This window comes from Glaesserella sp., assembly GCF_041814905.1.
In the GTDB taxonomy this organism is placed as follows: Bacteria; Pseudomonadota; Gammaproteobacteria; order Enterobacterales; family Pasteurellaceae; genus Glaesserella.
The window spans coordinates 50,165-73,598 of the sequence record NZ_JBGXYA010000002.1 but is presented as its reverse complement, the minus strand read 5'-3'; the positions used below and the strand labels follow the sequence as shown (position 1 = coordinate 73,598).

The window sequence follows — 23,434 nt, the reverse complement described above, 5'->3', positions numbered from 1 at the left end:
ATTATTGTTGAGAAAAACGGGTAATAGCATCAATAACCTGCTGTTCTGTTGCCTGTGCTGTAACATAAGAAACACCGAGTGCTTTTAATAGAATTAAACGGAGCTGACCGCCTAATACTTTTTTATCACGCCACATATAAGGCAAGTATTGTTCAGGTAACATACCGTCCGGTGAAATTGTCGGTAAATTTGCACGGGCAATTAATTTTTCTAAACGAGCGACATCCTGTTCGCTAAGATCACCTAAAATATGGGATAATGCCGCGGCTTCCAACATTCCGACGGCAACTGCTTCGCCGTGTAGCCAATGACCATAGCCTAAATGCGCTTCAATTGCATGACCGAAGGTATGTCCTAGATTTAACAAAGCTCGATCACCTTTTTCCGTTTCATCACGAGCTACAACATCCGCTTTTAATTGGCAACAACGTTGTATACAGTATTCAAGTGCAGATTGTTCCAAAGTAACCAAATCGTCAATATGTGTTTCTAACCATTCGAAAAACTGAATATCAAAAATTGCACCGTATTTAATCACTTCAGCCAGACCAGCCGAAACCTCACGCTTTGCCAATGTTTTTAGTGTATCGGTATCAATAATCACGGATACAGGTTGGTAAAACGCGCCAATCATATTTTTACCTAACGGATGGTTCACTGCCGTTTTCCCACCGACAGAAGAGTCCACTTGAGCTAAAAGTGTTGTCGGTATTTGAATAAAACGGATACCACGCTGATAGGATGCTGCAGCATAGCCTGCCACATCCCCGATAACACCACCACCAAGCGCAATTAATGTACTGTCACGATTATGGTTTTTCTCGAGTAGCGCAGTAAAAATCAGGTCTAGCGATGCTAAGGTTTTGTATTTTTCACCATCAGGAATTAATACGAAATCGACACTACAACCTAGAGCCGTTAGTGTGTGTGTAACCGGTTCAAGATAATGCTTCGCCACTGTCGGATTTGAGACAATCATCACTTTATCGCCGGCTTTAAGCGGGTGATAACTTGACGGTTCGTTTAATAAGCCTGTTCCAATAGAAATCGGATAACGGCGTTCTTTTAATTCCACATTGACTTGCAACATCTTACACCTCTATTACTGTAAATTATCCATCATTTCAATGATTTGAGTAGCGACCGCTTTAGCACTCTGTTCATCGGTTTGAATGGTAACATCGGCAATCTCTTCATATAACGGATTGCGAACTTTGGCAAGTTCCTGCAAAGTGAGATACGGATCTTCCGTTTGTAACAATGGCCGTTTTTTATCACGTTGTGTACGTTCAAATTGTTTATCTACCGTTGTTTCCAAATAAACCACAATACCGCGAGCAGATAATACGTTACGGTTATCTTTTGATAACACTGAACCACCGCCCGTCGAAAGTACAAGCCCTTGCGCTTGAGTTAATTCGTTGATGATTTTCTCTTCACGCTTACGAAAACCGACTTCGCCTTCCAGATCAAAAATCCAATCAATATCGGCACCGGCGCGCTCTTCAATCACTGCATCGGAATCTAAAAAATCCATATTCAACATTTGTGCCAGTTGCCGACCAATGGTGCTTTTGCCCGCCCCCATCGGTCCAACTAAAAATATATTACGTTTTTCAGCCATTCTTCTTTTCTATATAAAAAACATTTAATTACATTTGATTTGTGGTAATAATTTGGAAAAAACAGACCGCTTGTTAAGAAACAAGCGGTCTGTTTTGAGTATAAATTTACAAGAAGTGATTAAAAATAAAACACTTAATACGCTAAATACACCACAAATCGCCCAAAATAAAGATAGGCGATATTATCTCAATAAATCGCCCCTCTTTTCAACAAAAACAGAGATAATCCTAAAGATTTAGAATAATTCTCCGCCATCAATTTTAAGTATACCCGGAGGCGGCAAACCAAGTCGTTCATTCAATGCAGGGTTTTGCGGTTCTAACAGCCCTTTTTCCACAATAAAGCGTCTTGTCGGCTCTGTTCCTTTAACGAAATATTCGGTTAAACCGTCGCCTAAGAAACCGCTTGTCGGATCGATCTTCGCTTCCACAATATTCGGAGGTAATTCTTCTTTACGCTCTTCTTTATCTGATAACGCCACTTTCATATATTTGATCCAAGCCGGTAAAGCGGTTTGTGCCCCTGCTTCTCCTCTACCAAGTTCACGTTTATTGTCATCAAAACCAACATAAACCGTGGTCACAATATTTGCACCGAATCCGGCATACCAAGTTACCTTCGCATTGTTTGTGGTACCGGTTTTCCCACCAATATCAGAACGTTTAATCTCATTTGCGACACGCCAACTGGTTCCTTTCCAGCTCTGCCCTTTTTCTCCGGAAATTGCTGTAGCAAGTGCACTGCGCATTAAAAATGCAATCTCACCGCTAATGACACGGGGTGCATAACGCACTTCTTTAGTTGTTTGTAATGAATCGGCCATTAGACTTGGAGCATCTTCACGGGTTTTCGTCGCAATTTCCAGTTCCGGAATTAAATCACTTTCTTCATCTTTAGGAGCTTCAACCGTAGGTTCTGTGATTTTCTGCTCTTCAATCTTAATAAAGTCAAAATATTGTGGTTCAGGGTAAACAACCGGAATATCATTACAGTTTAAACACGCAATCGGCGGATTAGCTTTAAAAAGCTCATTACCGTTGCTATCTAAAATACGATCGATAATAAAAGGCTCAATCAAATATCCGCCATTATCAAATACGGCATAACCTCTCGCCATTTCTAAAGGAGTAAAAGATGCCGCACCTAATGCTAATGCTTCTGTAGCTTGATATTGATCTCGTTGGAAACCGAAACGCTGTAAATATTCGGCAATATAATCCACGCCGGCCATTTGTACCGCTCTCACCATCATTACATTTTTTGATTTACCTAAACCGACTCGCAAACGGAGTGAACCCTCATAAACATTCGGTGAATTTTTGGGTGTCCAAGGTTTTTGACCTGCTTTATTAATCGTAATCGGCGTATCGCTCAGTGTAGTTGATAAACTCAATCCTTTATTTAATACCGCAGCATAGATAAAAGGTTTGATTGATGAGCCGACTTGTACCATGGACTGAGTTGCACGGTTAAAACGGCTTTGTTCGAAACTGAAACCTCCGACAATAGCTTCTATCGCGCCATTATCACTATTAATCGACACCAAGGCGGAATTGACTTCCGGAATTTGTCCTAACTCCCAGTTTCCTTTAGCGTCTTGACGTACCCAAATTTGCTCACCGACATCAATCACCCCTTTAACCGAAACCGGCGTTTTACCTTGTGCGGAATCATTGATAAATTTACGGGCCCATTTCATACTGGCTAATTTTAATTCAGCGCGATCACCATTCGGCAAAATAATATCTGCTTTATCTTTACTGACACCGAGTACTACTGCACCGATAAACGGCTCCGAATGCGGAAGCTTACTGAGATGATCAATAATTTTTTCTTCATCCCAAGCGGTTTCTTTCGGTTCCCATAATTTTTCAGCACCGCGCCAACCATGTCGTCTGTCATAATCAATTAAATTATCGCGTAAAGCGTTTTGGGCTTCACGTTGGTCTTCCGACAATACTGTTGCAAAAACTTGGAAACCTTTGGTGTATGCAACATCTTCACTATAACGTTTCACCATTTCTTGACGAATCATTTCTGTAACATAATCGGCACGAAACTCTAATGACGCACCATAATATTTCGCTTTAATCGGTTCGGCTTTTGCTTGTTCATATTGTTCTTTCGTGATTTTTCCCACTTCTAACATACGTCCAAGTACAACATTACGTCGATTTTCAGCACGTTTAAGCGAGAAAAGCGGGTTCATTGTTGAAGGTGCTTTAGGTAAACCGGCAATAATTGCTATTTCAGAAAGTGTCAATTCGTTGAGTTTTTTCCCAAAATAGGTTTTTGCTGCTGCTGCAACACCATAAGAACGATATCCTAAATAAATTTTATTTAGATAGAGTTCTAAAATCTCATTTTTACTCAGGCTTTGCTCGATCTCGACCGCTAAAATCGCTTCTTTTAATTTACGCTCGATTTTACGTTCCGGTGATAAAAAGAAGTTACGCGCCAACTGTTGAGTAATCGTACTTGCACCTTGTGTATCCCCTTGACTGGAGCGCCAAATTGCACGAATGATCCCTTTAGGGTCTATCCCTTTATGATCATAAAAACGAGTATCTTCGGTAGCAATAATCGCATCGATTAAGAGCGGTGGTACTTCATCCAGTTTAACCGGAATACGACGTTGCTCGCCTACTTCCCCGATTAATTTACCGTCCGAAGTAAAAATCTGCATAGGTTGTTGAAGTTCAACGGTTTTAAGGGTGCTTACATCGGGTAAATCACCTTTCAAATGAACATAAAGTAATCCTGCCGCAATACCGCCCACAATAATGAGGGTAAGTAAAGCACTAAATATAATTTTTACGATCTTCATCGAAAAATTCTCTTTTGCTGAATGACGAAATTAACGTTTGGTACCAAAATGGTCCAAACACGAAATGATTATTTTATTAATTATAAGCTAAAAATGAACAAACTCACGTTTTAATGTTTAAAACATCAATTCAGAGAATCAGACTATGTCGTTTTTTCACCTAAATACTGCAAAAAATCGAATGAAAGCCCAAATCGGAATCAGCGAAAATGCTCATCAATTCTGCTTAGTTTATATTACTGAGGATAAAGTTCACTCATTTTGGCAACAAAAACCGTGTGACTATAATTTATTACTCCAACAAGCGGTTAGATTTTTGCCTAAATTTACAGTTATACGCCCGATTCCACACACTTATATTTGGCGTAAAACCTTGTTTTTCCCGATTAATTATTCTGCGCAAACGCTTTATCAGCAAATTATTCAGTGTTTAGCCCAAGAATTACCGGTATCAATAGAAGAAATTTATTTCGACTACGTGACCGAACGGCTTGTCGACAGTGAAATAATCCGAGTGGTAATACACGCCGTTCGTCAATGCCACGTTGATTCGCTATTGGCTTATTCTCCCACCATTTTAGATTGCGAGCTTTACTGCTTCTTACGCGGTTTTCACTATTGGACAGCACAACCGTTAGAAAATATCCGTCAAAACGTCTATCAAATTAATAATCGCTTAGTACAGTTTAAATTAGACGGGCTAGAGACGACAGAATCCAGTTTAAACGTAAACGACAGCGATAAGCTAAAACAACTCTCACAACTGACATGGGGTGAAGACATTAACGATCCTTTGCTTTTTATTGTTGCCCTCGGAGCCTGTTTATGGAATGGTACGGCATAGATCTTAGCGGCGGACCGACACAAAAATGGGTAAAAACGACTATTTTAAATCTCGGCAAACTCTGTATTTGCCTGTTGATCGCAACATTATTCGCTGTGTTTATTTATTGGGAAGCCGTGCATCTCGAAAAAAAGAATAAACATTATCTGACACAAATAAATCAACTAAAACAACAAATCAAAAATACGACTGAAGCGATCGAACAATTAAAAAATCATCAAAGCATTGTTTCTCCAAGCGAATATATTACTGCGGAAAAAATCACTCTGTTTACTGCTTTTTTGCAACACTTTCCGCTACAAGGCAGCCTCGAAATCAGCCAGCTTTATTTACATAACGGTACAAAAATCAAATTAATCGGCAAATTAACCAGCCCAAAAGAGCTGGAACAGTTGGAAAAAAGCCTTACAAAAAACCGATATCGATACAGCATCGAAAACCTGCAAACCAACGATAAACACCAAATTGATTTCAGTTTAATTATTCAAATGGATCAATAATATGAAAAATCGTATCACACACTTCTATACTGAGCCGTTTAATCAACCTTATAAGCTGTTAACGCACTTAAACCACCATTTTTGGTCAATCATTATTGTGTTGATTGGCGGAATTTTAGTATATCCGGTTTTCAAATACGGTTATAACCATCAACAACACAGCCTCTATCAGCAACAATCCCAGCAACTTACTCAAGAACTGACGCAACAAGCACACTTATTAACCAGCGTGCAAAACTATCAAACGGAATTAAATAAAAAAGACAGTAAATTCGCTTCGATTAATCAGCAAATTAAAGACGTTTTGGATCAAAATCACGCAAATATTGAAAATATTCAATGGGGATTTGAGCGTGAAAAGACCGTCTATTTAAATATCAATCAACAGACTGAATCCATTTTTCAAATTATTGAACAATTAAATCAATTAGAAACCGTGCGCTTCAAGGAAATCCACCTATTCAAACTCGGTTATCAACGATTGATTCAGCTCAACACCACACTTTCAGTTATTCCGTAAAAGGAGAATTTATGAAAAACAGTTACTTTATTCTGCTTTGTTGTACCGTCCATAGCTATGCCAATCCGTTTTATGCGGATGAAAAAAGCAATGAGCCACTTACCGAATTTGCAAAAAACAGCCCAAAACCGACCGCTTGTATGATCGATGAAAGGCTAAATCAGCTTTATAGTCCGATTGATTTCAGCAAACTGAAATTAGTAGGTTTAAGCCATATTCACCAACAATATAAAGCGCTGTTTTTGGATGAGAACCGACAGTTACATAGTTTTAAGCCAAACGATTTTCTTCACCATTCATATATTCAGTTTGAACACATCGATTTAAAAAGCGTGCGCTATATCGATTGGCAGAAAAGTAAAGATTGCCAAACCCCTTATGTGGTTACACTCAAACTTTAGGAGCTTGCTATGCACTATTTTTTCTATGTTATTTGGCTGTTTATATTGCCTGCTTCCGCCAACACAATGTCAATTGCATTAAAAAATGCCCCTGCGGCAGAAATTATCTCTTTTTTAGCAGAAGAAGACGGCAAAAATATCGTATTGCACGACGAATTAAACGAGATCAAAGCATTACGTATGGAAAACAGTCATTTTGAAGAAATTATGAACAGCATTGCAAAAATCAATCGTCTCACACTTCAAAAAGAGAAGAACTTTTATTCGTTTTTACCCGAACAAACGCAGCAATCCAATCCATCACCGTTAAACGAATCTCATCCATCTTCCGCACCTAAATTACGGACTCAAACGTTTAAACTTTATTATGCAAAAGCTTCGGAGCTCATCGATTCGCTCACTAAAGGACACGGTAATATTTTATCCGAGAACGGTTATCTCCACTTTGATGAGCGTAGTAATAGTCTGATTATTAAAGATAGCGCAGAGTCACTGAAGCACTTTTCCTCGTTACTGAAAGAGATGGATAAGCCGACGGAACAGATCGCCATTGAAGCACGAATTGTCACCATTAGTAGTGAGCATTTGCAAGAACTGGGTGTACGTTGGGGCGTTTTTTCACAGGGTGAAGGTCATCGTAAATTTGCCGGCAATTTAGAAGGTAACGGATTAAACGCCAATAATCTTAATGTTAATTTTCCGGTAAATAATGCCGCTTCAATGGTATTGCAGGTAGCGTCAATCAACAGCAGAGTGTTGGATTTAGAACTGAGCGCCTTAGAACGGGAAAATAGTGTAGAAATCATTGCCAGCCCCCGCCTGCTCACCACGAATAAGAAAAGTGCTAGCATCAAACAAGGGACGGAAATTCCCTATGCGGTTTATAGCAAAAAAGATGAAATCACTGACATTGAATTCCGTGAAGCCGTATTAGGGCTTGAAGTTACCCCTCATATTTCAAAGGATAATCAAATTTTATTAGATTTAGTCATCAGCCAAAATTCGCCGAATAATCAGACAGGTAATAATATGTTGATTACCATTGATAAACAGGAAATCAATACACAGGTGTTTGCTAAACACGGGGAAACTATCGTATTAGGAGGGATTTTCCAACACCTGATTTCCAAAGGAGAAGATAAAGTGCCGATTTTAGGCAGTATCCCGGTTATCAAATATCTGTTTAGTCAGAACAGAGACAAAATTTCTAAGCGGGAATTAGTGATTTTTGTAACGCCATATATTGTGCAATCCGCTCCAATTTCCGCCTCAAACAGCAAGAAAGCCAAGCAAAAATAAGGGGACTATGATAGAATTCGTGCCTATTTTTGAGATAAAAAATCTGAGGTCTTATGAAAGTTTCCCCACGTCGCCGCGCTAGAGAATGTGCGGTACAAGCCCTATATTCTTGGTATATTTCGCAAAACAGTGTTGAAGAAGTTGAGTTAGCCTTTGTGACCGATCAGGATATGAGTGGCGTTGATATGCCGTATTTCCGTAAATTATTGCGTGGCACCGTTGAACAAGTTGAAGCGATCGATGCCTCACTTCGTCCTTATTTAGATCGAGCCGACTCCGAATTAGATCCGATTGAGCGCACAATTCTACGTTTATCTGCGTATGAATTACAGTATGAACAGGACGTACCGTATAAAGTTGCCATTAATGAGGGTATTGAAGTAGCGAAAGTTTTCGGCTCGGAGGATAGCCATAAATACATTAACGGTGTATTAGATAAACTTGCTCCGGCATTAGGTCGTAAATAAGGCATCGTTATGGGTGAGTTTGATTTAATCCGACAATATTTTACCCGCGACAAGCGGTCGGAACGACGCGATATTTTGCAAAATATCGGTGACGACTGTGCGGTAACTTCGATTGAATCAAATCAACAACTTGCCATTACGACTGATACTTTAGTGGTCGGTACTCACTTCCTGCCGACAATTTCCCCCGCTGATTTGGCTCATAAAGCGATTGCAGTCAATTTAAGCGATTTAGCCGCAATGGGGGCAAAACCAAGCTGGGTGTCATTGGCATTAACATTGCAGGAAATCGACCATTGCTGGTTATCACAATTCAGTCAAAGTCTGTTTGAAGTTTTAGACCGATATGATATCGCATTGATTGGCGGTGATACGACCAAAGGAAATTTATCACTCACTCTTACCGCACAAGGTGTACTACCCAAATCACGCGGATTGTTCCGCCATAATGCGAAAGTCGGTGATCGAATTTACGTTTCCGGCAATTTGGGCGATAGTGCGGCAGGCTTGGATATTCTGCTTAACCCAACTAAGCAAAACCGTAATTCTGCACAAAACACCTTGATTGAACGGCATTTGCGCCCCACTCCTCGAGTGGAACTCGGGCAAATATTATTGGATTATAGTCGTTGCGCTATTGATATTTCCGACGGTTTATTGGCGGATTTAGGGCATATTCTAAATCGTAGTCAATGTTCTGCAGAAATTGACTTGGATAAACTCCCTCTCTCACAAGCATTATTAAGTTGCTATTCCGTCAAACAAGCACAACAATTCGCATTAAGCGGCGGTGAAGATTACGAGCTCTGTTTTACGGTAGCAGAGCAACATTGCGCAAAACTGGAACAAACCCTGAGCAAACTGGCGATTCCGTTTTACGCTATCGGGCAGATTACCGATATATCGCAACCCTTGCGCCTGTTAAAGCAAGGGAAAACCATGCCATTACCCGCTCGTATCGGTTTTGATCATTTTGGATAATTTATGCAGATCAACTTAAAAAATCCCATTCATTTTTTTGCCTTTGGTTTTGGTTCCGGTTTAATTAAACCGGCCCCCGGTACTTGGGGTTCCTTAGCCGGATTACTACTTTCCGTTCTGTTGTGGGCGGCGACTCATTCCGTACTGTTTTTCTTCCTGCTAACGTTAATATCCTTTGTCGCCGGTTGTTATATTTGCGAGCAAGCCAGCCGTGATCTCGGCGTACACGATGACGGTAGAATAGTATGGGATGAAATTGTCGCCATTTTCCTGATTTTTGTATTTTTGCCACAACACAGTTGGCTCTATTACGGTTTGACATTTATTGTATTTCGTCTTTTTGACGTACTAAAACCCTACCCGATTCACTATTTTGATCAACATTTACACGGTGGCTTAGGAATTATGTTTGACGATATACTCGCCGCAATCTATTCGATTATTACTCTTCATCTAATTTATTGGTGTTTCTAAAATGTGGACCATTTTTTTCGTGCAATTAGTCGGTTTGGTTAGTCCCGGTCCCGATTTTTTCTATGTGACCCGAAAAGCTATGGGCGATACCCGTCGTAATGCCATTCTCGGCACAATCGGTATTACCATTGGTGTCGGATTTTGGGCGTTAATCGTGTTGTTCGGTTTGGCATTTTTGAATAGAACTATTCCATCGTTTCAATATATTTTAATGCTGTTCGGAGGCAGTTATCTTGCTTACAACGGCATAAAAATGGTGCAAATTAGGCAGAGCACCGCATTAGATGAACGTAATGTATCACAGACCAAAACGCCAGCGCATAAAGAAATTTTAAAAGGATTGATGATTAATCTTTCCAATCCGAAAGTCGTGATATTCTTTGGTAGCGTACTGTCAGGCTATGTTTCTAACTTATCCAATATCAAAGATAGTCTGTTAGTGTTACTGATTGTGACGGAAAGTACGCTGATCTATTTTAGTTTGGTTTCTTTACTGTTTTCTCACCGACATATACGTGCTTTTTATGCCAAACATAACCGTTATTTGGATAATTTTGCCGGTGCGGTATTTATTTTCTTCGGTGCGACTTTAATTTATGAAGGTATAACAACATTAATGTGATTTTCAATTTTAAGTCGAAGGCACTTTACTGCCTTTGACTTAAAAAGAAATTGTTCTCTCAATTTATTCGATTAACTTACACGGCACTTTACGCTGTTCCACTGAACGACTGCCATTCAGCTGTTTTAGCAATAATTCCACCGCCCATTTCCCTGCTTGGGGATAACCGAAATCCAAACTCAGTAGCTCCGGTACAACATACTGCAATAAATCATTCTGACCAATACATGCAAGCGGTCGGTTTTGACCGTTTTCTTGCAAATATTTCAGCACCCCGATGGCTAAACTGCTACTGGCACACAAAATAGCAGACACCGGCTGTTCAAATAACTTTGCTGCATTGCGATAACCGTTTTCAGCACCTAATTCGGTTTGAACCAAATTTACCGGCAGTTGGTGGGTATGGCAATAATTTAAATAACTCCGATTGCGTAATTGACCGGTAGTTTCATCCCGATCATTTACACCTAAATAAGCAATTTGACGATGGCCTTGCTCATAGAATCGTTCCATGAGCATTTTCACTGCATTTTCATCGTCATAAAATACTGAAGAAATTGTCGGATATTGGCGCGCAACTACAACGATACTCCCCTTCCACTGTTCAATCATGGCGAGAGGAAGTTGGGAGAATGCAAATAAAATCACACCATCAACTTGGCGTTGACGAAACAGCTCTAAATGGTGGTTCACCTGCTCGGGTTGGAATTGACTTTCAACGATAATCGGTGTGATGTGTTGTTGGTGAAGCTCATACAAAATTGCACTGAGCGTTTGCGATTCTGCCGGTGAATTCAGACGGGTAACAATAATCCCGACAACCGGCTCAGCAGCGCCCCGCATTGCGCGAGCACTACGATTGGGTTCAAATCCAAGGGATTCCATCACAGCCTTGACTTTTTCACGTGTTTTTTCACTGACATTCGGATCATCATTCAGCACCCGCGAAACAGTAGATTTGCCCACTTTACATAAGTGGGCAATGTCTTTAATTGTATATTTCATCTGATTATGATACCGGGCGTTTAACGTCCGGAACCGGATCGGCAGGCGGACTAATCTCAATTTCTAATTCTTTTTGTTCTGTTTCTTGAGGTTTTGTTGCAGGTTTTTGTGGCTCTGTGTTTTTTGGCTCTTCTTTTTCCTCTGTCACAACAGGCGTCGGAGTATTATCCGCATTTTCCTTTACTTTCTCCTCCGGCTGGATTTGAGTCGGCGGTTGTTCTTGCGGTTGTTGCTCAGGTTGCGTTTGTTGTGGCGCGGGTTTAACCTTATCTTCACTCTCTTTTGCAAAATTTTGCTGGTTTTCGACCGCTTGTTGAGTCGCTTGTGTATGCTCGGAGTTATCCACTTTCACTTGATGCTGTTCAAGAATGCCTTCAATAATAGGGGTTTGGGAAATATCGCCTTCGTTTGGAATCATAATCTCTTCTGCTACCAATGCTTTACTGTTTTCTTTCGCCGCTTCTGCATTTTGTTGATGAACAGGGTCTAACAATTTACGCGCAATATCCACACGCGGGTCAAGCCAAACAGCCAATACCGCATCGTTAAAATCTTTATTAAACTCTTCCGGAATGACAATATCGTTCAAGACGAAATAGCCTTTGTCATACAATGCGATATAGCTTAATGAATCGTCTTTTTTAATATCCGGCAATATTTTACGCAAACGATCGACTACAGCCTCTTGCTCCGGTAATGTAATCCCCAAACTTGACCAAGAACGGGCAAGAGAAATCGCAAAATCTCTACCGTCGACCGGCTTGTGGTATTTTAAAGTTAACATTAACGGACGCATTTCAGGCGTATATTGACCGTTTTCAGAAAACAATGAAAGATTATAAATTTTAAAAGGTCCCCAAATATAATCGACACTATTTATTTTCTGCCATGTTGCAGATGCCGGATATGAGAACAACAAAATAAAAAGAAACTTGAGATAACGCATTATTTTCCAATTTTAAATAGTCGATAGGCTGGTTTATTATACCGTTAATTAAACGGATTTCGCATAGGAAATTTGACTGAAAATTTTGTGATCAAGTTCAAATTTTTTACATTAATTTCCGAATTAAAGGTCTAAAAATGCTACTATCTCGGTAAGCCTACTGACATTTCACTTACCCAACGGAGTCTTATATGTTTCCTGAATTTCGCGATTTAATCACAAAACTAAAAACCGAAGATGCTCATTTTGCACGTCTTTTTGATAAACATAATGAGTTGGATCATAAGATCAAAAATATGGAAGCCGGTATTGAGCTCGCCACGAGTACTGATATTGAAATACTGAAAAAAGAGAAATTACACATCAAAGATGAACTATACGCTATCTTAAAGAAAAAGTCTTAATATACAAGAAGATAATGCCCGCAAAAGCGGGCATTTTTTCGTTCATTATCACGATAAAAATTAAGCTTTTTCAGCTTCAAGGCGTTCAAAGGATAACACTTTACGCTCTACACTACGCAAGATTAACGTCATAATTCCGGTGATAATCAAATAGAGGACCCCGGCAATACCGTAGATAGTCAACGCATCATATTCCGTACCGTATAGCTGACGTGCATATCCCATAATATCCATGATGGTAATAGTAGAAGCTAAAGACGTCCCTTTAAACACCAAAATAATCTCATTGCTGTATGAAGGTAAAGCACGTCTTAACGCATAAGGGACTAAAATTTTAAGCGTTTGAAGCCTATTTAGACCTAACGCAGCACAAGTTTCCCACTGCCCCTTTGGAATTGCTTTTACTGCACCGTGAAACAATAAGGTGGTATATGCCGTACTATTGAGTGCCAAGGTTAACATGGCACAAAACCAAGCATTGGAAAATAAACTCCAGAGTGGGCTATCTACAATCCATTGGAATTGTCCTGGACCTGCATAAATTAAGAAAAATTGTACTAATAACGGCGTACCGGTGAAAACCGTTAAGAATACATTAATCGTACCTTTGATGATTTTATTTTCCATCGACATTAAAAATGTTAGTAGGATGGAAAGAAAAAAAGCGATAATCAAAGCCACAAAAGTGAGCATTAAACTAGTTGGGATGCCTTGTGCAATGGTGACAAAATATTCTTGTAACATTATTTGCCCCCTCTTTCAAAACGGGTGAAACGCAACTCTAACTTACGAATAATTACTTGGCTTAATAAAGTAATCACTAAATAAACCAAGGCAGCAAAACCGTACCAAGTAAAAGGTTCATGAGTACGAGTATTGATTAATTCCGTTTGGCGCATTAAATCATGTACACCAATCAATGACACCAATGCCGTATCTTTCAGTAATACTAACCATTGGTTACTTAAACCCGGTAAAGCATGTCGCCACACTTGCGGCATCACAATATGAATAAACGTATAGCTACGACTAAGTCCTAAAGCGGCACCGGATTCCCATTGTCCAATCGGAATCGCTTGAATTGCACCACGTAAAGATTGCGAAGCGTAAGCCGCAAAAATAATCGATAACGCAGCCACACCACACCCGAAAGGTCCAAGCTCGACATAAGTACCGGTGATTAATTCAATGACTTCCGGCGCGCCGAAATAAATTAAAAATACAACCAAAATTTCCGGTAATCCTCGCAATAGTGTAATTGCAACAGCTGTCGGCTTACGTATACAAGTCCATTTGCTTGTTTCAAAGGTGACAAAAAGTATGGAGAGAAGCAGCCCTACTAATAACGAACAAACCGCTAACCCTAAGGTCATCAGGGTTGCGGTGTACATTAAAGGAAGATAATCAAAAAACATAGTGATTATTTAGTCATCCATTTATCATAGATTTTTTGATACTCGCCATTTTGTTTAATCGCTGCAATACCTTTATTTAAGCTTTCGACTAATGCCGTATTAGATTTATTAACCGCAATGCCTAACCCGTTGTTAAAATAACGTTTATCTGTCACTCGTTCACCAACAAAACCCAATTCAGGATTTTTATCAAACATATCTCTTAACACGTCGGTATCGCCAAAAATGATATCAATACGACCATTTTTTAAGTCTAAAATAGCATCTTGCAAGCTTGCATAAGATTTTGCAGTATACTGTTTCGCTTCTGCATTAGCATATTGTTGGTAAGTGGTACCGTTTTGCACACCGACAGTTTTTGCTGAAGCTAAATCTGTTTTACCTTTTACCGCAATAAAGCTTGCTGAGCTTTCATAATACGGATGAGTAAATGCGACTTGTTTGGCACGGGCTTCAGTGATATCAATTGCCGAAATCGCTGCATCAAAACCACCGCGCCCTTTAATTAAGCTCGGAATTAAAGCATCAAAGGATTGGCTTTTGAAATGACAAGTTGCTTGAATTTCCTTACAAATTGCATTAGCGATATCCACATCAAACCCGATAATCTCACCTTTTTCGTTAGTTAATTCAAACGGCGGATAACTTGGCTCCATTGCAAAAGTGATTGTTTGGTTTGCTTGTGCAGAAAATGCTGCCACAGCAAGAGCAGATGCGATAAGTAATTTTTTCATTGTATTTACCCCGAAGAGATGAGTTGTTGAGTTTGTTAAAACGACTGATTATAAAAGCAGTATAATAAGCTACCACTAAATTCGTTAATGTGAATGGGAAAGGTAATTGGCAAACTGCGTAGTGTTAGGTTTAATAAAACACTCCGCTCCGCCCGATTCAATAATTTTACCCTTTTCCATATACACCACTTTTGTTGCTACCTTACGTGCCATAGAGACTTCATGAGTAACAATCACCTGCGTAATGCCCGTATGTTGTAGCTCTTTAATAATGTCCACCACTTGCGCCGTAATTTCCGGATCCAGCGCCGCTGTCGGTTCATCGAACAACAATACTTGAGGTTGCATCATTAATGCTCGTGCAATCGCTACACGTTGCTGTTGACCACCGGAAAGTTGTAACGGAAAACGCTCAGCGAACTCCGATAATTGTAGCCGGCTTAATAAACCGTTAGCCCGCTCAACTGCAGCTTCCTTCCCTAACCCCAGTACTTTCATCGGAGCTTCAATTAAATTTTGCATCACACTGAGGTGAGGCCATAAATGATACTGCTGAAAAACCATACCGACTTCACGACGTAATAAACCGACTTGTTTAGCATCCGCCTTTGCAGTGAGATCAAACTTATGATTCGCAATTTCCAACACTCCGGATTGTGGGACTTCCATTAAATTTAATGTCCGAATTAAAGTACTCTTCCCTGCTCCGCTCGGACCTAAAAGCACCACGGTATCGCCTTTTTCAATATTCAAATTAATATCAAACAGCGCTTGGCTTTGCCCATAAAAAAAATTCACATTATGAATATGAATTGCCATTTAAGTGAGATCCTGTACTCAATAAAAAATTGAATGAATATTAAAGTTTTATGCATATTTATGCAAGGAGATTTGTCACTTTTGAGGCAAAAAACACAAAGTTTTATAGTAGCAAATCCGAAATTAACCTATACTATCCCTTGTTCATCATTCATTGAGGAAATATCATGTTACTTCCTGCTCTCGCTATTATCGGCGGTTTGATCATCTTAGTTTGGAGTGCCGATCGTTTTGTCGATGGTTCCGCCTCAACCGCCCGCCATTTTGGTATGCCGTCGTTATTAATCGGCATCGTGATTATCGGTTTTGGGACCTCCGCACCTGAAATGATTGTATCCGCATCCTCAGCAATGCAAGGTGCATCGGGTATTGCTCTCGGTAATGCTTACGGCTCAAACATCACCAATATTGCTCTGATTTTAGGGGTGACAGCAATATTACGTCCGATTACGGTTCATTCTGCGGTTATTTATAAAGAATTACCGATTTTACTTCTCGTTACCTTATTTTCAGCTTATTTACTTTATGATGCGACCGTAACCCGACTGGAAGCGGTAATTCTTTTAGCGATTTTTTCCGTTTACCTGCTTTGGACGATTGCATTAGGGGTCAAAAGCCGAAACGACCGTATTGCTCAAAGTGAATCCCTTGATGAGGACAATTTCAAAATGCCACTGACCAAAGCCTTATTTTGGATTGTTGTCGGCTTAGTTTTGCTTGTCGTCAGTTCCCAACTTTTAGTTTGGGGGGCGATTGAAGTTGCCCATTATTTCGGAGTCAGCGATTTAGTTATTGGTTTAACGATTGTCGCTGTCGGTACCTCGTTACCAGAATTTGCGTCATCGATTATTGCGGCTAAAAAAGGCGAATCGGATTTGGCATTAGGTAATATTGTCGGTTCTAACTTATTCAACGCTCTCGCCGTAGTTGGTGTCGCAGGAGCTATCGAACCAATGCAAGTTGCGCCTGAAGTGTTCTCACGCGATATGTTGGTGATGACCGCAATTACCGTATTACTCTTTTTCTTTGCTTATAGCTTTAAACGCAGACCCGGCAGATTAGGGCGAGTAAACCGAGTGGAAGGTACAATTTTCTTGCTCTGCTTTATCGCTTATACTGTTTATCTGTTTAAAACCGCTGTTTGATTATTCTAAGATTAAATTTTATGAGACACTTTTTAATTCTTTTATTTGGGATGTTGATTGCCTTCCCCGTTTTTACCGCCGGGCTAATAACTAAACAAAATAAATATCTTACCGATAATGAGGCCTTTATATTCTCGTCACAATTTGTCGAAGAAAAACTGCAACTGCATTGGCAGATTGCAGACGGTTATTATTTATACAAGAAAGAGATTGCTGTCCAAAGTAAGAATGCAACGTTGGGAGAACCGTTATTTCCACAAAGTGAAAGCCATCAGGACGAGTTTTTCGGTACAGTCGATATTTTTCGACATCAATTAAATATTGATATTCCGGTAAATTCCGTTCAACAAGATGCTTCCGTTGAAGTGCGCTACCAAGGTTGTACTAAGGGTTTTTGCTATCCGCCTAAAACTGTAGTGGTTGAACTTAATCAACAAGCGGTCGGTTTCGAGCAAAATTTTGCAAAAAATAGTAAAAAACTCACCGAAGAAGAGCAGTTAAAATCAGAACAGAATATCTTGATCGACAGGCTATACAGCGACAGCTTTTCCGTTTTTTGGTTCTTCCCGTTTGGTTTAGCTCTAGCGTTTACACCTTGCGTGTTGCCAATGTTGCCGTTACTTTCTGCGATTGTGATTGGACAGAAAAACCGTCCGAATACGTTACGCGCTTTTTTGCTCAGCTTTAGTTACGTACAAGGCATGGCGCTAACCTATACATTGTTAGGATTGGTTGTTACTGCCGTCGGTTTGCCGTTTCAAATTTTATTACAAAGCCCCCCGGTGTTAATCGCTATCTCTCTGTTATTTGTGGTTTTGGCGTTTTCGATGTTCGGCTTATACGATATTCGTTTACCGCATAGCTGGCAGCAAAAACTCAATAATTTAAGCCAACAACAAAAAGGCGGTTATTTTTCAGGCGTGTTCGTGATGGGGATTCTTGCAGGTCTCATTGCTTCTCCTTGTACTTCAGTTCCCTTATCTGCAGCCTTGCTATATGTAGTGCAAAGCGGTGATTTTTTCGTTGGTGGATTCGCTTTATATCTATTAGCGCTTGGTATGGGTGTGCCGTTAATGTTGCTCACACTGTTCGGCAATAAAATTTTGCCTAAATCGGGTAGTTGGTTACTGAAAGTAAAAACCTTATTTGGTTTTGTAATGCTAATGCTACCGATATTTTTGCTTTCTCGTGTTTTTCCGGCGTACCAAAGCACTATGTGGTCTCTATTAGCTATGTTTTTTTTCATTTGGCTCTTTCGTCAAATACCACAGACTAAAAGTTTCTTGATTAACTTTTTCCTTATTGTTCGATTTATTAAAGTCGTCGTATTCAGTGCAATTTTAGTGAGTGCCTGGATCATTATGAGCGAGTTACCCATTTTTAAAAATAATCAAGAAAACCCTGTTCCGTTTACTCAAATTCATTCTGTTTCCGATTTGGAACAACAGTTAGTAGCGGCTAAAGGTAAAAAAGTCATGCTCGATCTCTATGCCGATTGGTGTACTGCATGTAAAGAATTTGAAAATTATACCTTCCGTGCACCACAAGTACGGCAACAATTTGAAAAAATGGTTCTTCTACGAATTGATATGACCAGAAACTCGGCTGAAAATGATGAACTGATGAAACGCTTTCAAATACTCGGTTTACCGACTATTCTCTTTTTTGATGAACAAGGTAATGAACTGAGTTACGCCAGAGTAACCGGCTTTATGAAGGAAAAAGATTTCTCCGTATGGCTGAAAAAACTATAAGAAATAACGGATAGGAAACCATATGCGAACAATTTTAATCACAGGCTGCTCATCAGGTATTGGCTATGCCACTGCTCAACACCTCAAAAATGAGGGGTGGAGGGTAATAGCCAGTTGCCGTAAAGCGGAAGATGTTGAACGCCTGAAAAATGAAGGTTTTGAGGCAGTACAACTTGATGTCACTGACTCAAGACAAATTGCCGAGGCGTTTGATTACATCAATACAAGCGGTCGGTTAGATGCAGTTTTTTGCAATGCCGGTTATGGGCAGCCCGGTGCAGTGGAGGATATTCCCCGTGAAGCGTTACGTGAAATTTTTGAAACCAACGTATTTGGTGCTTGGGAAGTGATGAATGCCGCATTACAGATTTTCCGCCGACAAAATAACGGCAGAATTATTATTAATAGTAGTATTTTAGGCTTTGCCGCCATGCATTATCGTGGTGCATATAATAGTACAAAATTTGCATTAGAAGGCATGGCGGATACACTACGCCACGAGCTTTACGGTTCAAATATTTATGTCAGCCTATTAGAACCCGGTCCGATTCAAAGCCGTTTTCGTCCGAATTCGGTGAAAAAACTCTATCAATATATCGATATGGAAAACTCATTTCATAAAGCGTCTTACCGCAAACAGCTTGAACGCCTAAATACCAAAGGTAATGCAAACCCGTTTACTTTACCTGCTTTTGCCTGTGCGACGGTCTGCGCCAAAGCACTTAATGCCCGAATCCCCAAAGCACGCTACCAGGTTACTTCCCCGACCAAACTATTTTGGTGGCTACGACGCATTTTGCCAACCGTTATCTTTGATTATTGTTGCCGTAAAGGCGGCGGCTGACCTCTCCCAAAAATAAAAAGTCTCAAAAATTATTTGAGACTTTTTATTTCATCACTATTAATCTAATCAATATTTTTTAACTCATCTTCCGATAAAATTTCTTTTCCGTCATTGCCGGTGTTTCCATCTTTCACTTTAAATTCAAGATTTTGGAAATAAGCTTCGCGGAAAGTCACGTACGGATCTTGAGACTGTTTTAATATGGAATCTTGGTCAAGCAAGCTTGCTCGCGAGTCAATACTTTGAACACCCCATTTCGCAAATGTCCAAGGTGTCGTGAGTAGCGAAATCACCGGATAAGTACCATCAACGAGCCGACCTAGGTCTTGACGAGGTGTTGCCGGACCATAACCCGGCAGCATAACATAAGGACCTGTAGGTACATTATAAGTACCTAAAGTATCACCAAAAGTACGACGACCGTTTTCTAGTTTAAGATCATCCGTTAAGCTTGCAAAATCAATTAAACCGCCTAAACCGAAAATAGAATTAAACCAAAAGCGGGTAAAGTGAATCATCGCCTTTTCTCCTTCGCCTTCAAGTAATCTGTTTACAAAGCTTGCCGGCTCATCCAAATTATTTGCCACATTGACTAAACCTGTTTTTACTGGATTCGGCACATAATCGCGCCAACCTTTTGCAAGGGGCTCCGCAATATAAGGATCAAGATATTCATAATTTACTTTCCACATTGCTCGGTTAAATCCTTCTAACGGATCATTACGTTGCCCGGTTTCAGGATCAATAGAGGAGGAGCAAGCAGTCAACAACAGTGTAAAAGTGATAACTGTTAACGATTTGAATTTATTCATCATAATATTAAGTTTCTTTTAAAAATGGATTACTTTTTTTCTCACGACCAATAGTAGTGTGTGAACCATGACCGGGAATAATAATAAAATCATCTTCTAAATCAAATAATTTAGTACGTATCGAATGGATTAGCTGATCAAAATCACCTTTATAAAGATCGGTACGCCCAATACTATTTTGAAACAAAACATCACCGGTAAAAGCAATCCGGTTCTGGAAATCAAAAAAGCCTATATGACCCGGTGCGTGTCCCGGCAAATGGCGAACGTTAAAAGTTAAGGCGCCTACATTAATCTCATCGCCTTCATTCAACCAGTGATCAGGTAAAAATGCCTTTACCGGAGGTAGGCCATATCTTGCGCAAGTTTGCGGTAACATTTCGAATAAAGGTTGATCATCTTGCTGAGGACCAAATACTTCAACGTTAAAGCGCTGTTTAAGTGCCTCAACAGCCATAATGTGATCTAAATGACCATGAGTAATTAACAGTTTTTGAACATTGAGTTGTTGTTCTTCTACAAATTGAATGATTTTTTGCGCATCATCACCGGCATCAACAATTGCAGCATTTTTGTCACTATCCCAAATGATACTGCAATTTTGTTGAAATGCACTTACAAGAATTATTTGTAAATTGAACATAAATGACAATTATCAGGAACCGCGCCAAGTACGCACCGGACCGGTATCTACATGCACAAAGTTACTGCGAGGATAATAACCCACACCACCATTACTTAAACTTTCTGCAACGGATTTAATACGAGCCAGCGGTACGCCTTCAATACGGAAATCAATCGCTTTGCCTTGAATGTGATAACTGTTACTTGCCACCCCACGACTACGTTGGCGCATTTTGGCATTAGTTTGTGCTGAACGGTATCCACTTAACATCAAGATTTCGGAATTACGAGAACCCAAACGAGCTTGAATTTGAGTTAATTTAAAAAACAATCTTGGATCGATCGCTCGGACTTGATTAGTATGTCTGTCTCGCATGATATAGTTTAATTTAGTCAAACTTGAGCGGACAAAACCTGTCGGTAAGTAAGGGACTGAAAGTTTTTCTCCGGTATTTAAACTACGGATACGTAGTACCAGTGGTTTTGGCGTTGATACAATTGCACTTGCAACATTAGGCAAGAGTGCTGCACCTAACATAATTCCCCCGAGAGAGAGCCATCTTCTGCGTTGTAAATTTGGTTGCTGTTCCATCATTTTCCTCATTATTTTATATTTTAAATAATGATCTATCGTAAATAGTCTCCTACAATATACTCACGATAAATCATTCGCTTGAATTAGTAGTTTTATAAAAAATAAAGTTCCGAGAAGCAACATTTTCTTCTCGGAAATTTTTTAATTTATGAGCTAGATCACACTTTTTACTTTATTCCAATCCAGCGTAACTTTTGGAAGGTTTTTATCAAAACGATAAATATCCGGTAATGTATGTACTTTTCCGCCTTCAACCCAGGCAGTTACATAGTAAAGATAAACAGGATTATCCGAACGAATCGGTGCCGATGTCGTTTTCTTACTATTTAATACGTTATTTTTTTTCTGTTCCGACCAACCGGCTTCTTTAAGTAACAAGGTTGCTAATTCATCTGATTTTGCAACACGAATACAACCGGAGCTTAATGCGCGATCACTTTTATTAAATAAAGCACGGTTTGGTGTATCGTGTAAATAAATTGCATCTGAACTTGGCATATTAAATTTATAACGCCCTAATGCACTATCGTCACCGGCTTTTTGACGAATATGATAAGGGAAATTTTTATTCGGACTATCATATGCCGCCCAATTAATAGAGTGAGGATTTACCTTTTTACCGCTGCTATCAATAATTTCATAACCTCTGCGTTCTACATAGCTCGGATCTTTACGCATTTTAGGCACAAGATCTTTATTTTTAATACTCGCAGGCACATTCCAAGGCGGATTCACTACCACATTACTTAGTTTACTGTACATCACCGGTGTACGTCGGTCGTCACGACCGACAATAACTTTTGATTGTAAAACTAGATTGCCATCACGGAAATAATAAAGTTGATAACTTGGAATATTCACAAAAATCCCATCACTAAAACTAGGAATTAAACGCAAACGTTGTGCATTTAATGCTAATTTCGTAAAAGAAGCATCCGCTGAATTCTCTTGTTCGTTTTTCTGTTTTTTCCCTTTTGCCGATTTTTTCTCCGAACCACTGGTTGCTGCAACAGCAGAACCATGAGGAGAAAGAGCAAATATTCTATTTACCGTTTCCTGATAAATATGATTGCGTGGAACAAGATTCGAAACAAATTGTGCGTTAGTATCACTTTTCACCGATCTCACCCAATTGCTAATTTGCTCGTCTGTCGGGGACTTCGGTGAATAACTGCCTAAATTATATAGCCACTGATTTGCATATTTATCTACATTCTTACTGTAATAAAGATAATCCAAGAAGCTATCAGTCAATAAAATATCTCGAGCAAATCCATCTTCCATATTCAAAATTTGTTGTAAAGCAGCAGCCGATTTGGCAGATATACCGCTCACTGCAAATAACGCATATTCTTTTAAAAAGATCTTCTCCGCATTTTTATCTTCCCATAATGGAGCAAAGTCACTCTCTAAATAAGCTTTTGCGGTTGCTGCACTTACTAATAATTTATGATTGCCTACTTCATGTTGAATACGGCTTTGAGCAGCCGCCAGTTTTTCCGCTGCAATGCGTTTTTCTTCTTCTAATTGGATAGCGTATTCGGCTTGTTTAGCCAATGCTTTTGCTCTCGCCTGTTGAGCTTCAAAACTTAATTGTGACAAAACAGGATCTGCCACAGCCGTCTGTGAAGTCGTAGAGCCAGGTAACGCCGCAACAGCGGTTGTTTCGGCAATTGCCATACCTGACAACATCATAATAGGTAAAAACTTAAGTGCTTTCATGTAATAAGAATCCGATTTGAAAAAAATTTAATAAAACAGACCGCTTGTAGAGCG

At 39.7% G+C, this 23,434-nt stretch carries 26 protein-coding genes; 13 read left to right on the top strand and 13 right to left on the bottom strand.

All coding sequences use genetic code 11. The features are described from left to right. Position 1: 1 nt before the first annotated feature. From aroB to ACEYJ7_RS00440, 3 genes are all read right to left on the bottom strand, one after another. A complete protein-coding gene (aroB, locus tag ACEYJ7_RS00450) occupies positions 2-1,090 on the bottom strand; it encodes a 3-dehydroquinate synthase (protein ID WP_373777069.1) in 1,089 nt (362 codons plus the stop codon). A gap of 12 nt (positions 1,091-1,102) precedes the next feature. Continuing rightward, on the bottom strand, positions 1,103-1,624 hold the full coding sequence (gene aroK, locus ACEYJ7_RS00445; RefSeq protein WP_373777068.1) for a shikimate kinase AroK: 522 nt from the start codon (positions 1,622-1,624) through the stop codon (positions 1,103-1,105). A gap of 237 nt (positions 1,625-1,861) precedes the next feature. Beyond that, a complete protein-coding gene (locus tag ACEYJ7_RS00440) occupies positions 1,862-4,453 on the bottom strand; it encodes a penicillin-binding protein 1A (RefSeq protein ID WP_373777067.1) in 2,592 nt (863 codons plus the stop codon). 181 nt (positions 4,454-4,634) lie between these two features. Here ACEYJ7_RS00440 and ACEYJ7_RS00435 point away from each other — a divergent pair, with 181 nt between their 5' ends. The 9 genes from ACEYJ7_RS00435 to ACEYJ7_RS00395 are packed head-to-tail and all read left to right on the top strand — an operon-like array spanning position 4,635 to position 10,561. Next, complete coding sequence (locus ACEYJ7_RS00435) at positions 4,635-5,297, top strand: pilus assembly protein PilM (protein WP_373777066.1); 663 nt, start codon at positions 4,635-4,637, stop codon at positions 5,295-5,297. Beyond that, the gene (locus tag ACEYJ7_RS00430; RefSeq protein WP_373777065.1) at positions 5,279-5,797 is read left to right on the top strand and encodes a hypothetical protein; all 519 of its coding nucleotides are present in this window, start codon (positions 5,279-5,281) and stop codon (positions 5,795-5,797) included. The genes ACEYJ7_RS00435 and ACEYJ7_RS00430 overlap by 19 nt, the downstream gene beginning before the upstream one ends. A gap of 1 nt (position 5,798) precedes the next feature. Then, positions 5,799-6,317, top strand: coding sequence for a hypothetical protein (locus ACEYJ7_RS00425; protein ID WP_373777064.1), 519 nt, complete (start codon positions 5,799-5,801; stop codon positions 6,315-6,317). An 11-nt stretch (positions 6,318-6,328) separates the two neighbouring features. After that, on the top strand, positions 6,329-6,718 hold the full coding sequence (locus ACEYJ7_RS00420; RefSeq protein WP_373777063.1) for a hypothetical protein: 390 nt from the start codon (positions 6,329-6,331) through the stop codon (positions 6,716-6,718). Between the two features lie 9 nt (positions 6,719-6,727). Continuing rightward, on the top strand, positions 6,728-8,017 hold the full coding sequence (gene pilQ, locus ACEYJ7_RS00415; protein WP_373777062.1) for a type IV pilus secretin PilQ: 1,290 nt from the start codon (positions 6,728-6,730) through the stop codon (positions 8,015-8,017). 53 nt (positions 8,018-8,070) lie between these two features. Then, entirely contained in the window at positions 8,071-8,484 is a 414-nt protein-coding gene (gene nusB, locus ACEYJ7_RS00410) for a transcription antitermination factor NusB (RefSeq protein WP_373777061.1), read from the top strand. Positions 8,485-8,493: 9 nt separating this feature from the next. Then, on the top strand, positions 8,494-9,465 hold the full coding sequence (thiL, locus tag ACEYJ7_RS00405) for a thiamine-phosphate kinase (RefSeq protein ID WP_373777060.1): 972 nt from the start codon (positions 8,494-8,496) through the stop codon (positions 9,463-9,465). Between the two features lie 3 nt (positions 9,466-9,468). Continuing rightward, positions 9,469-9,939, top strand: coding sequence for a phosphatidylglycerophosphatase A (locus tag ACEYJ7_RS00400; RefSeq protein ID WP_373777059.1), 471 nt, complete (start codon positions 9,469-9,471; stop codon positions 9,937-9,939). Position 9,940: 1 nt separating this feature from the next. Next, on the top strand, positions 9,941-10,561 hold the full coding sequence (locus ACEYJ7_RS00395) for a LysE family transporter (protein ID WP_373777058.1): 621 nt from the start codon (positions 9,941-9,943) through the stop codon (positions 10,559-10,561). Between the two features lie 63 nt (positions 10,562-10,624). Here ACEYJ7_RS00395 and ACEYJ7_RS00390 read toward each other — a convergent pair whose 3' ends face one another. Continuing rightward, positions 10,625-11,566 (bottom strand): substrate-binding domain-containing protein, encoded by a 942-nt coding sequence (locus tag ACEYJ7_RS00390; protein WP_373777057.1) that lies wholly within the window; start codon positions 11,564-11,566, stop codon positions 10,625-10,627. A 4-nt stretch (positions 11,567-11,570) separates the two neighbouring features. Further along, the gene (locus tag ACEYJ7_RS00385) at positions 11,571-12,512 is read right to left on the bottom strand and encodes a pyruvate formate lyase-activating protein (RefSeq protein WP_373777056.1); all 942 of its coding nucleotides are present in this window, start codon (positions 12,510-12,512) and stop codon (positions 11,571-11,573) included. A 191-nt stretch (positions 12,513-12,703) separates the two neighbouring features. Between ACEYJ7_RS00385 and ACEYJ7_RS00380 the strand changes: the two genes are divergently transcribed. Next, positions 12,704-12,916, top strand: a complete 213-nt coding sequence (locus tag ACEYJ7_RS00380) for a YdcH family protein (RefSeq protein WP_373777055.1) — start codon at positions 12,704-12,706, stop codon at positions 12,914-12,916. A gap of 60 nt (positions 12,917-12,976) precedes the next feature. On the opposite strand, the gene artM is transcribed toward ACEYJ7_RS00380, so the two are convergent. From artM to artP, 4 genes are all read right to left on the bottom strand, one after another. After that, positions 12,977-13,660 (bottom strand): arginine ABC transporter permease ArtM, encoded by a 684-nt coding sequence (gene artM, locus ACEYJ7_RS00375; RefSeq protein WP_373777054.1) that lies wholly within the window; start codon positions 13,658-13,660, stop codon positions 12,977-12,979. Next, entirely contained in the window at positions 13,660-14,331 is a 672-nt protein-coding gene (gene artQ, locus ACEYJ7_RS00370) for an arginine ABC transporter permease ArtQ (RefSeq protein WP_373777053.1), read from the bottom strand. Before artQ ends, artM begins: the two co-directional genes overlap by 1 nt. Positions 14,332-14,336: 5 nt before the next feature. Beyond that, positions 14,337-15,065, bottom strand: coding sequence for a transporter substrate-binding domain-containing protein (locus ACEYJ7_RS00365; protein WP_373777052.1), 729 nt, complete (start codon positions 15,063-15,065; stop codon positions 14,337-14,339). An 84-nt stretch (positions 15,066-15,149) separates the two neighbouring features. Next, positions 15,150-15,884 carry an arginine ABC transporter ATP-binding protein ArtP gene (gene artP, locus ACEYJ7_RS00360; protein ID WP_373777051.1) on the bottom strand — a complete coding sequence of 245 codons (735 nt, stop codon included), beginning with the start codon at positions 15,882-15,884 and terminating at the stop codon, positions 15,150-15,152. A gap of 167 nt (positions 15,885-16,051) precedes the next feature. Here artP and ACEYJ7_RS00355 point away from each other — a divergent pair, with 167 nt between their 5' ends. Genes ACEYJ7_RS00355 through ACEYJ7_RS00345 form a run of 3 tightly spaced genes read left to right on the top strand, consistent with a single transcriptional unit; the run spans position 16,052 to position 19,627 of the window. Continuing rightward, the gene (locus ACEYJ7_RS00355; RefSeq protein WP_373777050.1) at positions 16,052-17,029 is read left to right on the top strand and encodes a calcium/sodium antiporter; all 978 of its coding nucleotides are present in this window, start codon (positions 16,052-16,054) and stop codon (positions 17,027-17,029) included. Positions 17,030-17,049: 20 nt separating this feature from the next. Further along, complete coding sequence (locus ACEYJ7_RS00350) at positions 17,050-18,783, top strand: protein-disulfide reductase DsbD (protein ID WP_373777049.1); 1,734 nt, start codon at positions 17,050-17,052, stop codon at positions 18,781-18,783. Positions 18,784-18,805: 22 nt separating this feature from the next. Then, on the top strand, positions 18,806-19,627 hold the full coding sequence (locus tag ACEYJ7_RS00345; protein ID WP_373777048.1) for an SDR family NAD(P)-dependent oxidoreductase: 822 nt from the start codon (positions 18,806-18,808) through the stop codon (positions 19,625-19,627). A 62-nt stretch (positions 19,628-19,689) separates the two neighbouring features. Here the strand turns inward: ACEYJ7_RS00345 and ACEYJ7_RS00340 are convergent, their stop codons facing one another. From ACEYJ7_RS00340 to ACEYJ7_RS00325, 4 genes are all read right to left on the bottom strand, one after another. Next, positions 19,690-20,439, bottom strand: coding sequence for a VacJ family lipoprotein (locus ACEYJ7_RS00340; protein WP_373777087.1), 750 nt, complete (start codon positions 20,437-20,439; stop codon positions 19,690-19,692). A 7-nt stretch (positions 20,440-20,446) separates the two neighbouring features. Next, positions 20,447-21,082, bottom strand: a complete 636-nt coding sequence (locus tag ACEYJ7_RS00335) for an MBL fold metallo-hydrolase (protein ID WP_373777047.1) — start codon at positions 21,080-21,082, stop codon at positions 20,447-20,449. Between the two features lie 12 nt (positions 21,083-21,094). Then, positions 21,095-21,655, bottom strand: a complete 561-nt coding sequence (locus ACEYJ7_RS00330) for a DUF882 domain-containing protein (protein ID WP_373777046.1) — start codon at positions 21,653-21,655, stop codon at positions 21,095-21,097. A gap of 156 nt (positions 21,656-21,811) precedes the next feature. Then, entirely contained in the window at positions 21,812-23,380 is a 1,569-nt protein-coding gene (locus ACEYJ7_RS00325; RefSeq protein ID WP_373777045.1) for a L,D-transpeptidase family protein, read from the bottom strand. Positions 23,381-23,434 lie beyond the last annotated feature (54 nt).

What these genes read in the sequence shown, in the direction of transcription:
- ACEYJ7_RS00435 (WP_373777066.1), top strand. Translation starts at nt 4,635, where the DNA reads ATGAAAGCCCAAATCGGAATCAGCGAAAATGCTCATCAATTCTGCTTA.
- ACEYJ7_RS00365 (WP_373777052.1), bottom strand. Translation starts at nt 15,065, where the DNA reads ATGAAAAAATTACTTATCGCATCTGCTCTTGCTGTGGCAGCATTTTCT.
- ACEYJ7_RS00325 (WP_373777045.1), bottom strand. Translation starts at nt 23,380, where the DNA reads ATGAAAGCACTTAAGTTTTTACCTATTATGATGTTGTCAGGTATGGCA.
- ACEYJ7_RS00340 (WP_373777087.1), bottom strand. Translation starts at nt 20,439, where the DNA reads ATGAATAAATTCAAATCGTTAACAGTTATCACTTTTACACTGTTGTTG.
- ACEYJ7_RS00390 (WP_373777057.1), bottom strand. Translation starts at nt 11,566, where the DNA reads ATGAAATATACAATTAAAGACATTGCCCACTTATGTAAAGTGGGCAAA.
- ACEYJ7_RS00380 (WP_373777055.1), top strand. Translation starts at nt 12,704, where the DNA reads ATGTTTCCTGAATTTCGCGATTTAATCACAAAACTAAAAACCGAAGAT.
- ACEYJ7_RS00425 (WP_373777064.1), top strand. Translation starts at nt 5,799, where the DNA reads ATGAAAAATCGTATCACACACTTCTATACTGAGCCGTTTAATCAACCT.
- ACEYJ7_RS00345 (WP_373777048.1), top strand. Translation starts at nt 18,806, where the DNA reads ATGCGAACAATTTTAATCACAGGCTGCTCATCAGGTATTGGCTATGCC.
- ACEYJ7_RS00330 (WP_373777046.1), bottom strand. Translation starts at nt 21,655, where the DNA reads ATGGAACAGCAACCAAATTTACAACGCAGAAGATGGCTCTCTCTCGGG.
- ACEYJ7_RS00395 (WP_373777058.1), top strand. Translation starts at nt 9,941, where the DNA reads ATGTGGACCATTTTTTTCGTGCAATTAGTCGGTTTGGTTAGTCCCGGT.
- nusB (WP_373777061.1), top strand. Translation starts at nt 8,071, where the DNA reads ATGAAAGTTTCCCCACGTCGCCGCGCTAGAGAATGTGCGGTACAAGCC.
- ACEYJ7_RS00400 (WP_373777059.1), top strand. Translation starts at nt 9,469, where the DNA reads ATGCAGATCAACTTAAAAAATCCCATTCATTTTTTTGCCTTTGGTTTT.
- artP (WP_373777051.1), bottom strand. Translation starts at nt 15,884, where the DNA reads ATGGCAATTCATATTCATAATGTGAATTTTTTTTATGGGCAAAGCCAA.
- thiL (WP_373777060.1), top strand. Translation starts at nt 8,494, where the DNA reads ATGGGTGAGTTTGATTTAATCCGACAATATTTTACCCGCGACAAGCGG.
- ACEYJ7_RS00355 (WP_373777050.1), top strand. Translation starts at nt 16,052, where the DNA reads ATGTTACTTCCTGCTCTCGCTATTATCGGCGGTTTGATCATCTTAGTT.
- ACEYJ7_RS00440 (WP_373777067.1), bottom strand. Translation starts at nt 4,453, where the DNA reads ATGAAGATCGTAAAAATTATATTTAGTGCTTTACTTACCCTCATTATT.
- artQ (WP_373777053.1), bottom strand. Translation starts at nt 14,331, where the DNA reads ATGTTTTTTGATTATCTTCCTTTAATGTACACCGCAACCCTGATGACC.
- ACEYJ7_RS00335 (WP_373777047.1), bottom strand. Translation starts at nt 21,082, where the DNA reads ATGTTCAATTTACAAATAATTCTTGTAAGTGCATTTCAACAAAATTGC.
- artM (WP_373777054.1), bottom strand. Translation starts at nt 13,660, where the DNA reads ATGTTACAAGAATATTTTGTCACCATTGCACAAGGCATCCCAACTAGT.
- pilQ (WP_373777062.1), top strand. Translation starts at nt 6,728, where the DNA reads ATGCACTATTTTTTCTATGTTATTTGGCTGTTTATATTGCCTGCTTCC.
- ACEYJ7_RS00350 (WP_373777049.1), top strand. Translation starts at nt 17,050, where the DNA reads ATGAGACACTTTTTAATTCTTTTATTTGGGATGTTGATTGCCTTCCCC.
- ACEYJ7_RS00385 (WP_373777056.1), bottom strand. Translation starts at nt 12,512, where the DNA reads ATGCGTTATCTCAAGTTTCTTTTTATTTTGTTGTTCTCATATCCGGCA.
- ACEYJ7_RS00430 (WP_373777065.1), top strand. Translation starts at nt 5,279, where the DNA reads ATGGAATGGTACGGCATAGATCTTAGCGGCGGACCGACACAAAAATGG.
- aroB (WP_373777069.1), bottom strand. Translation starts at nt 1,090, where the DNA reads ATGTTGCAAGTCAATGTGGAATTAAAAGAACGCCGTTATCCGATTTCT.
- aroK (WP_373777068.1), bottom strand. Translation starts at nt 1,624, where the DNA reads ATGGCTGAAAAACGTAATATATTTTTAGTTGGACCGATGGGGGCGGGC.
- ACEYJ7_RS00420 (WP_373777063.1), top strand. Translation starts at nt 6,329, where the DNA reads ATGAAAAACAGTTACTTTATTCTGCTTTGTTGTACCGTCCATAGCTAT.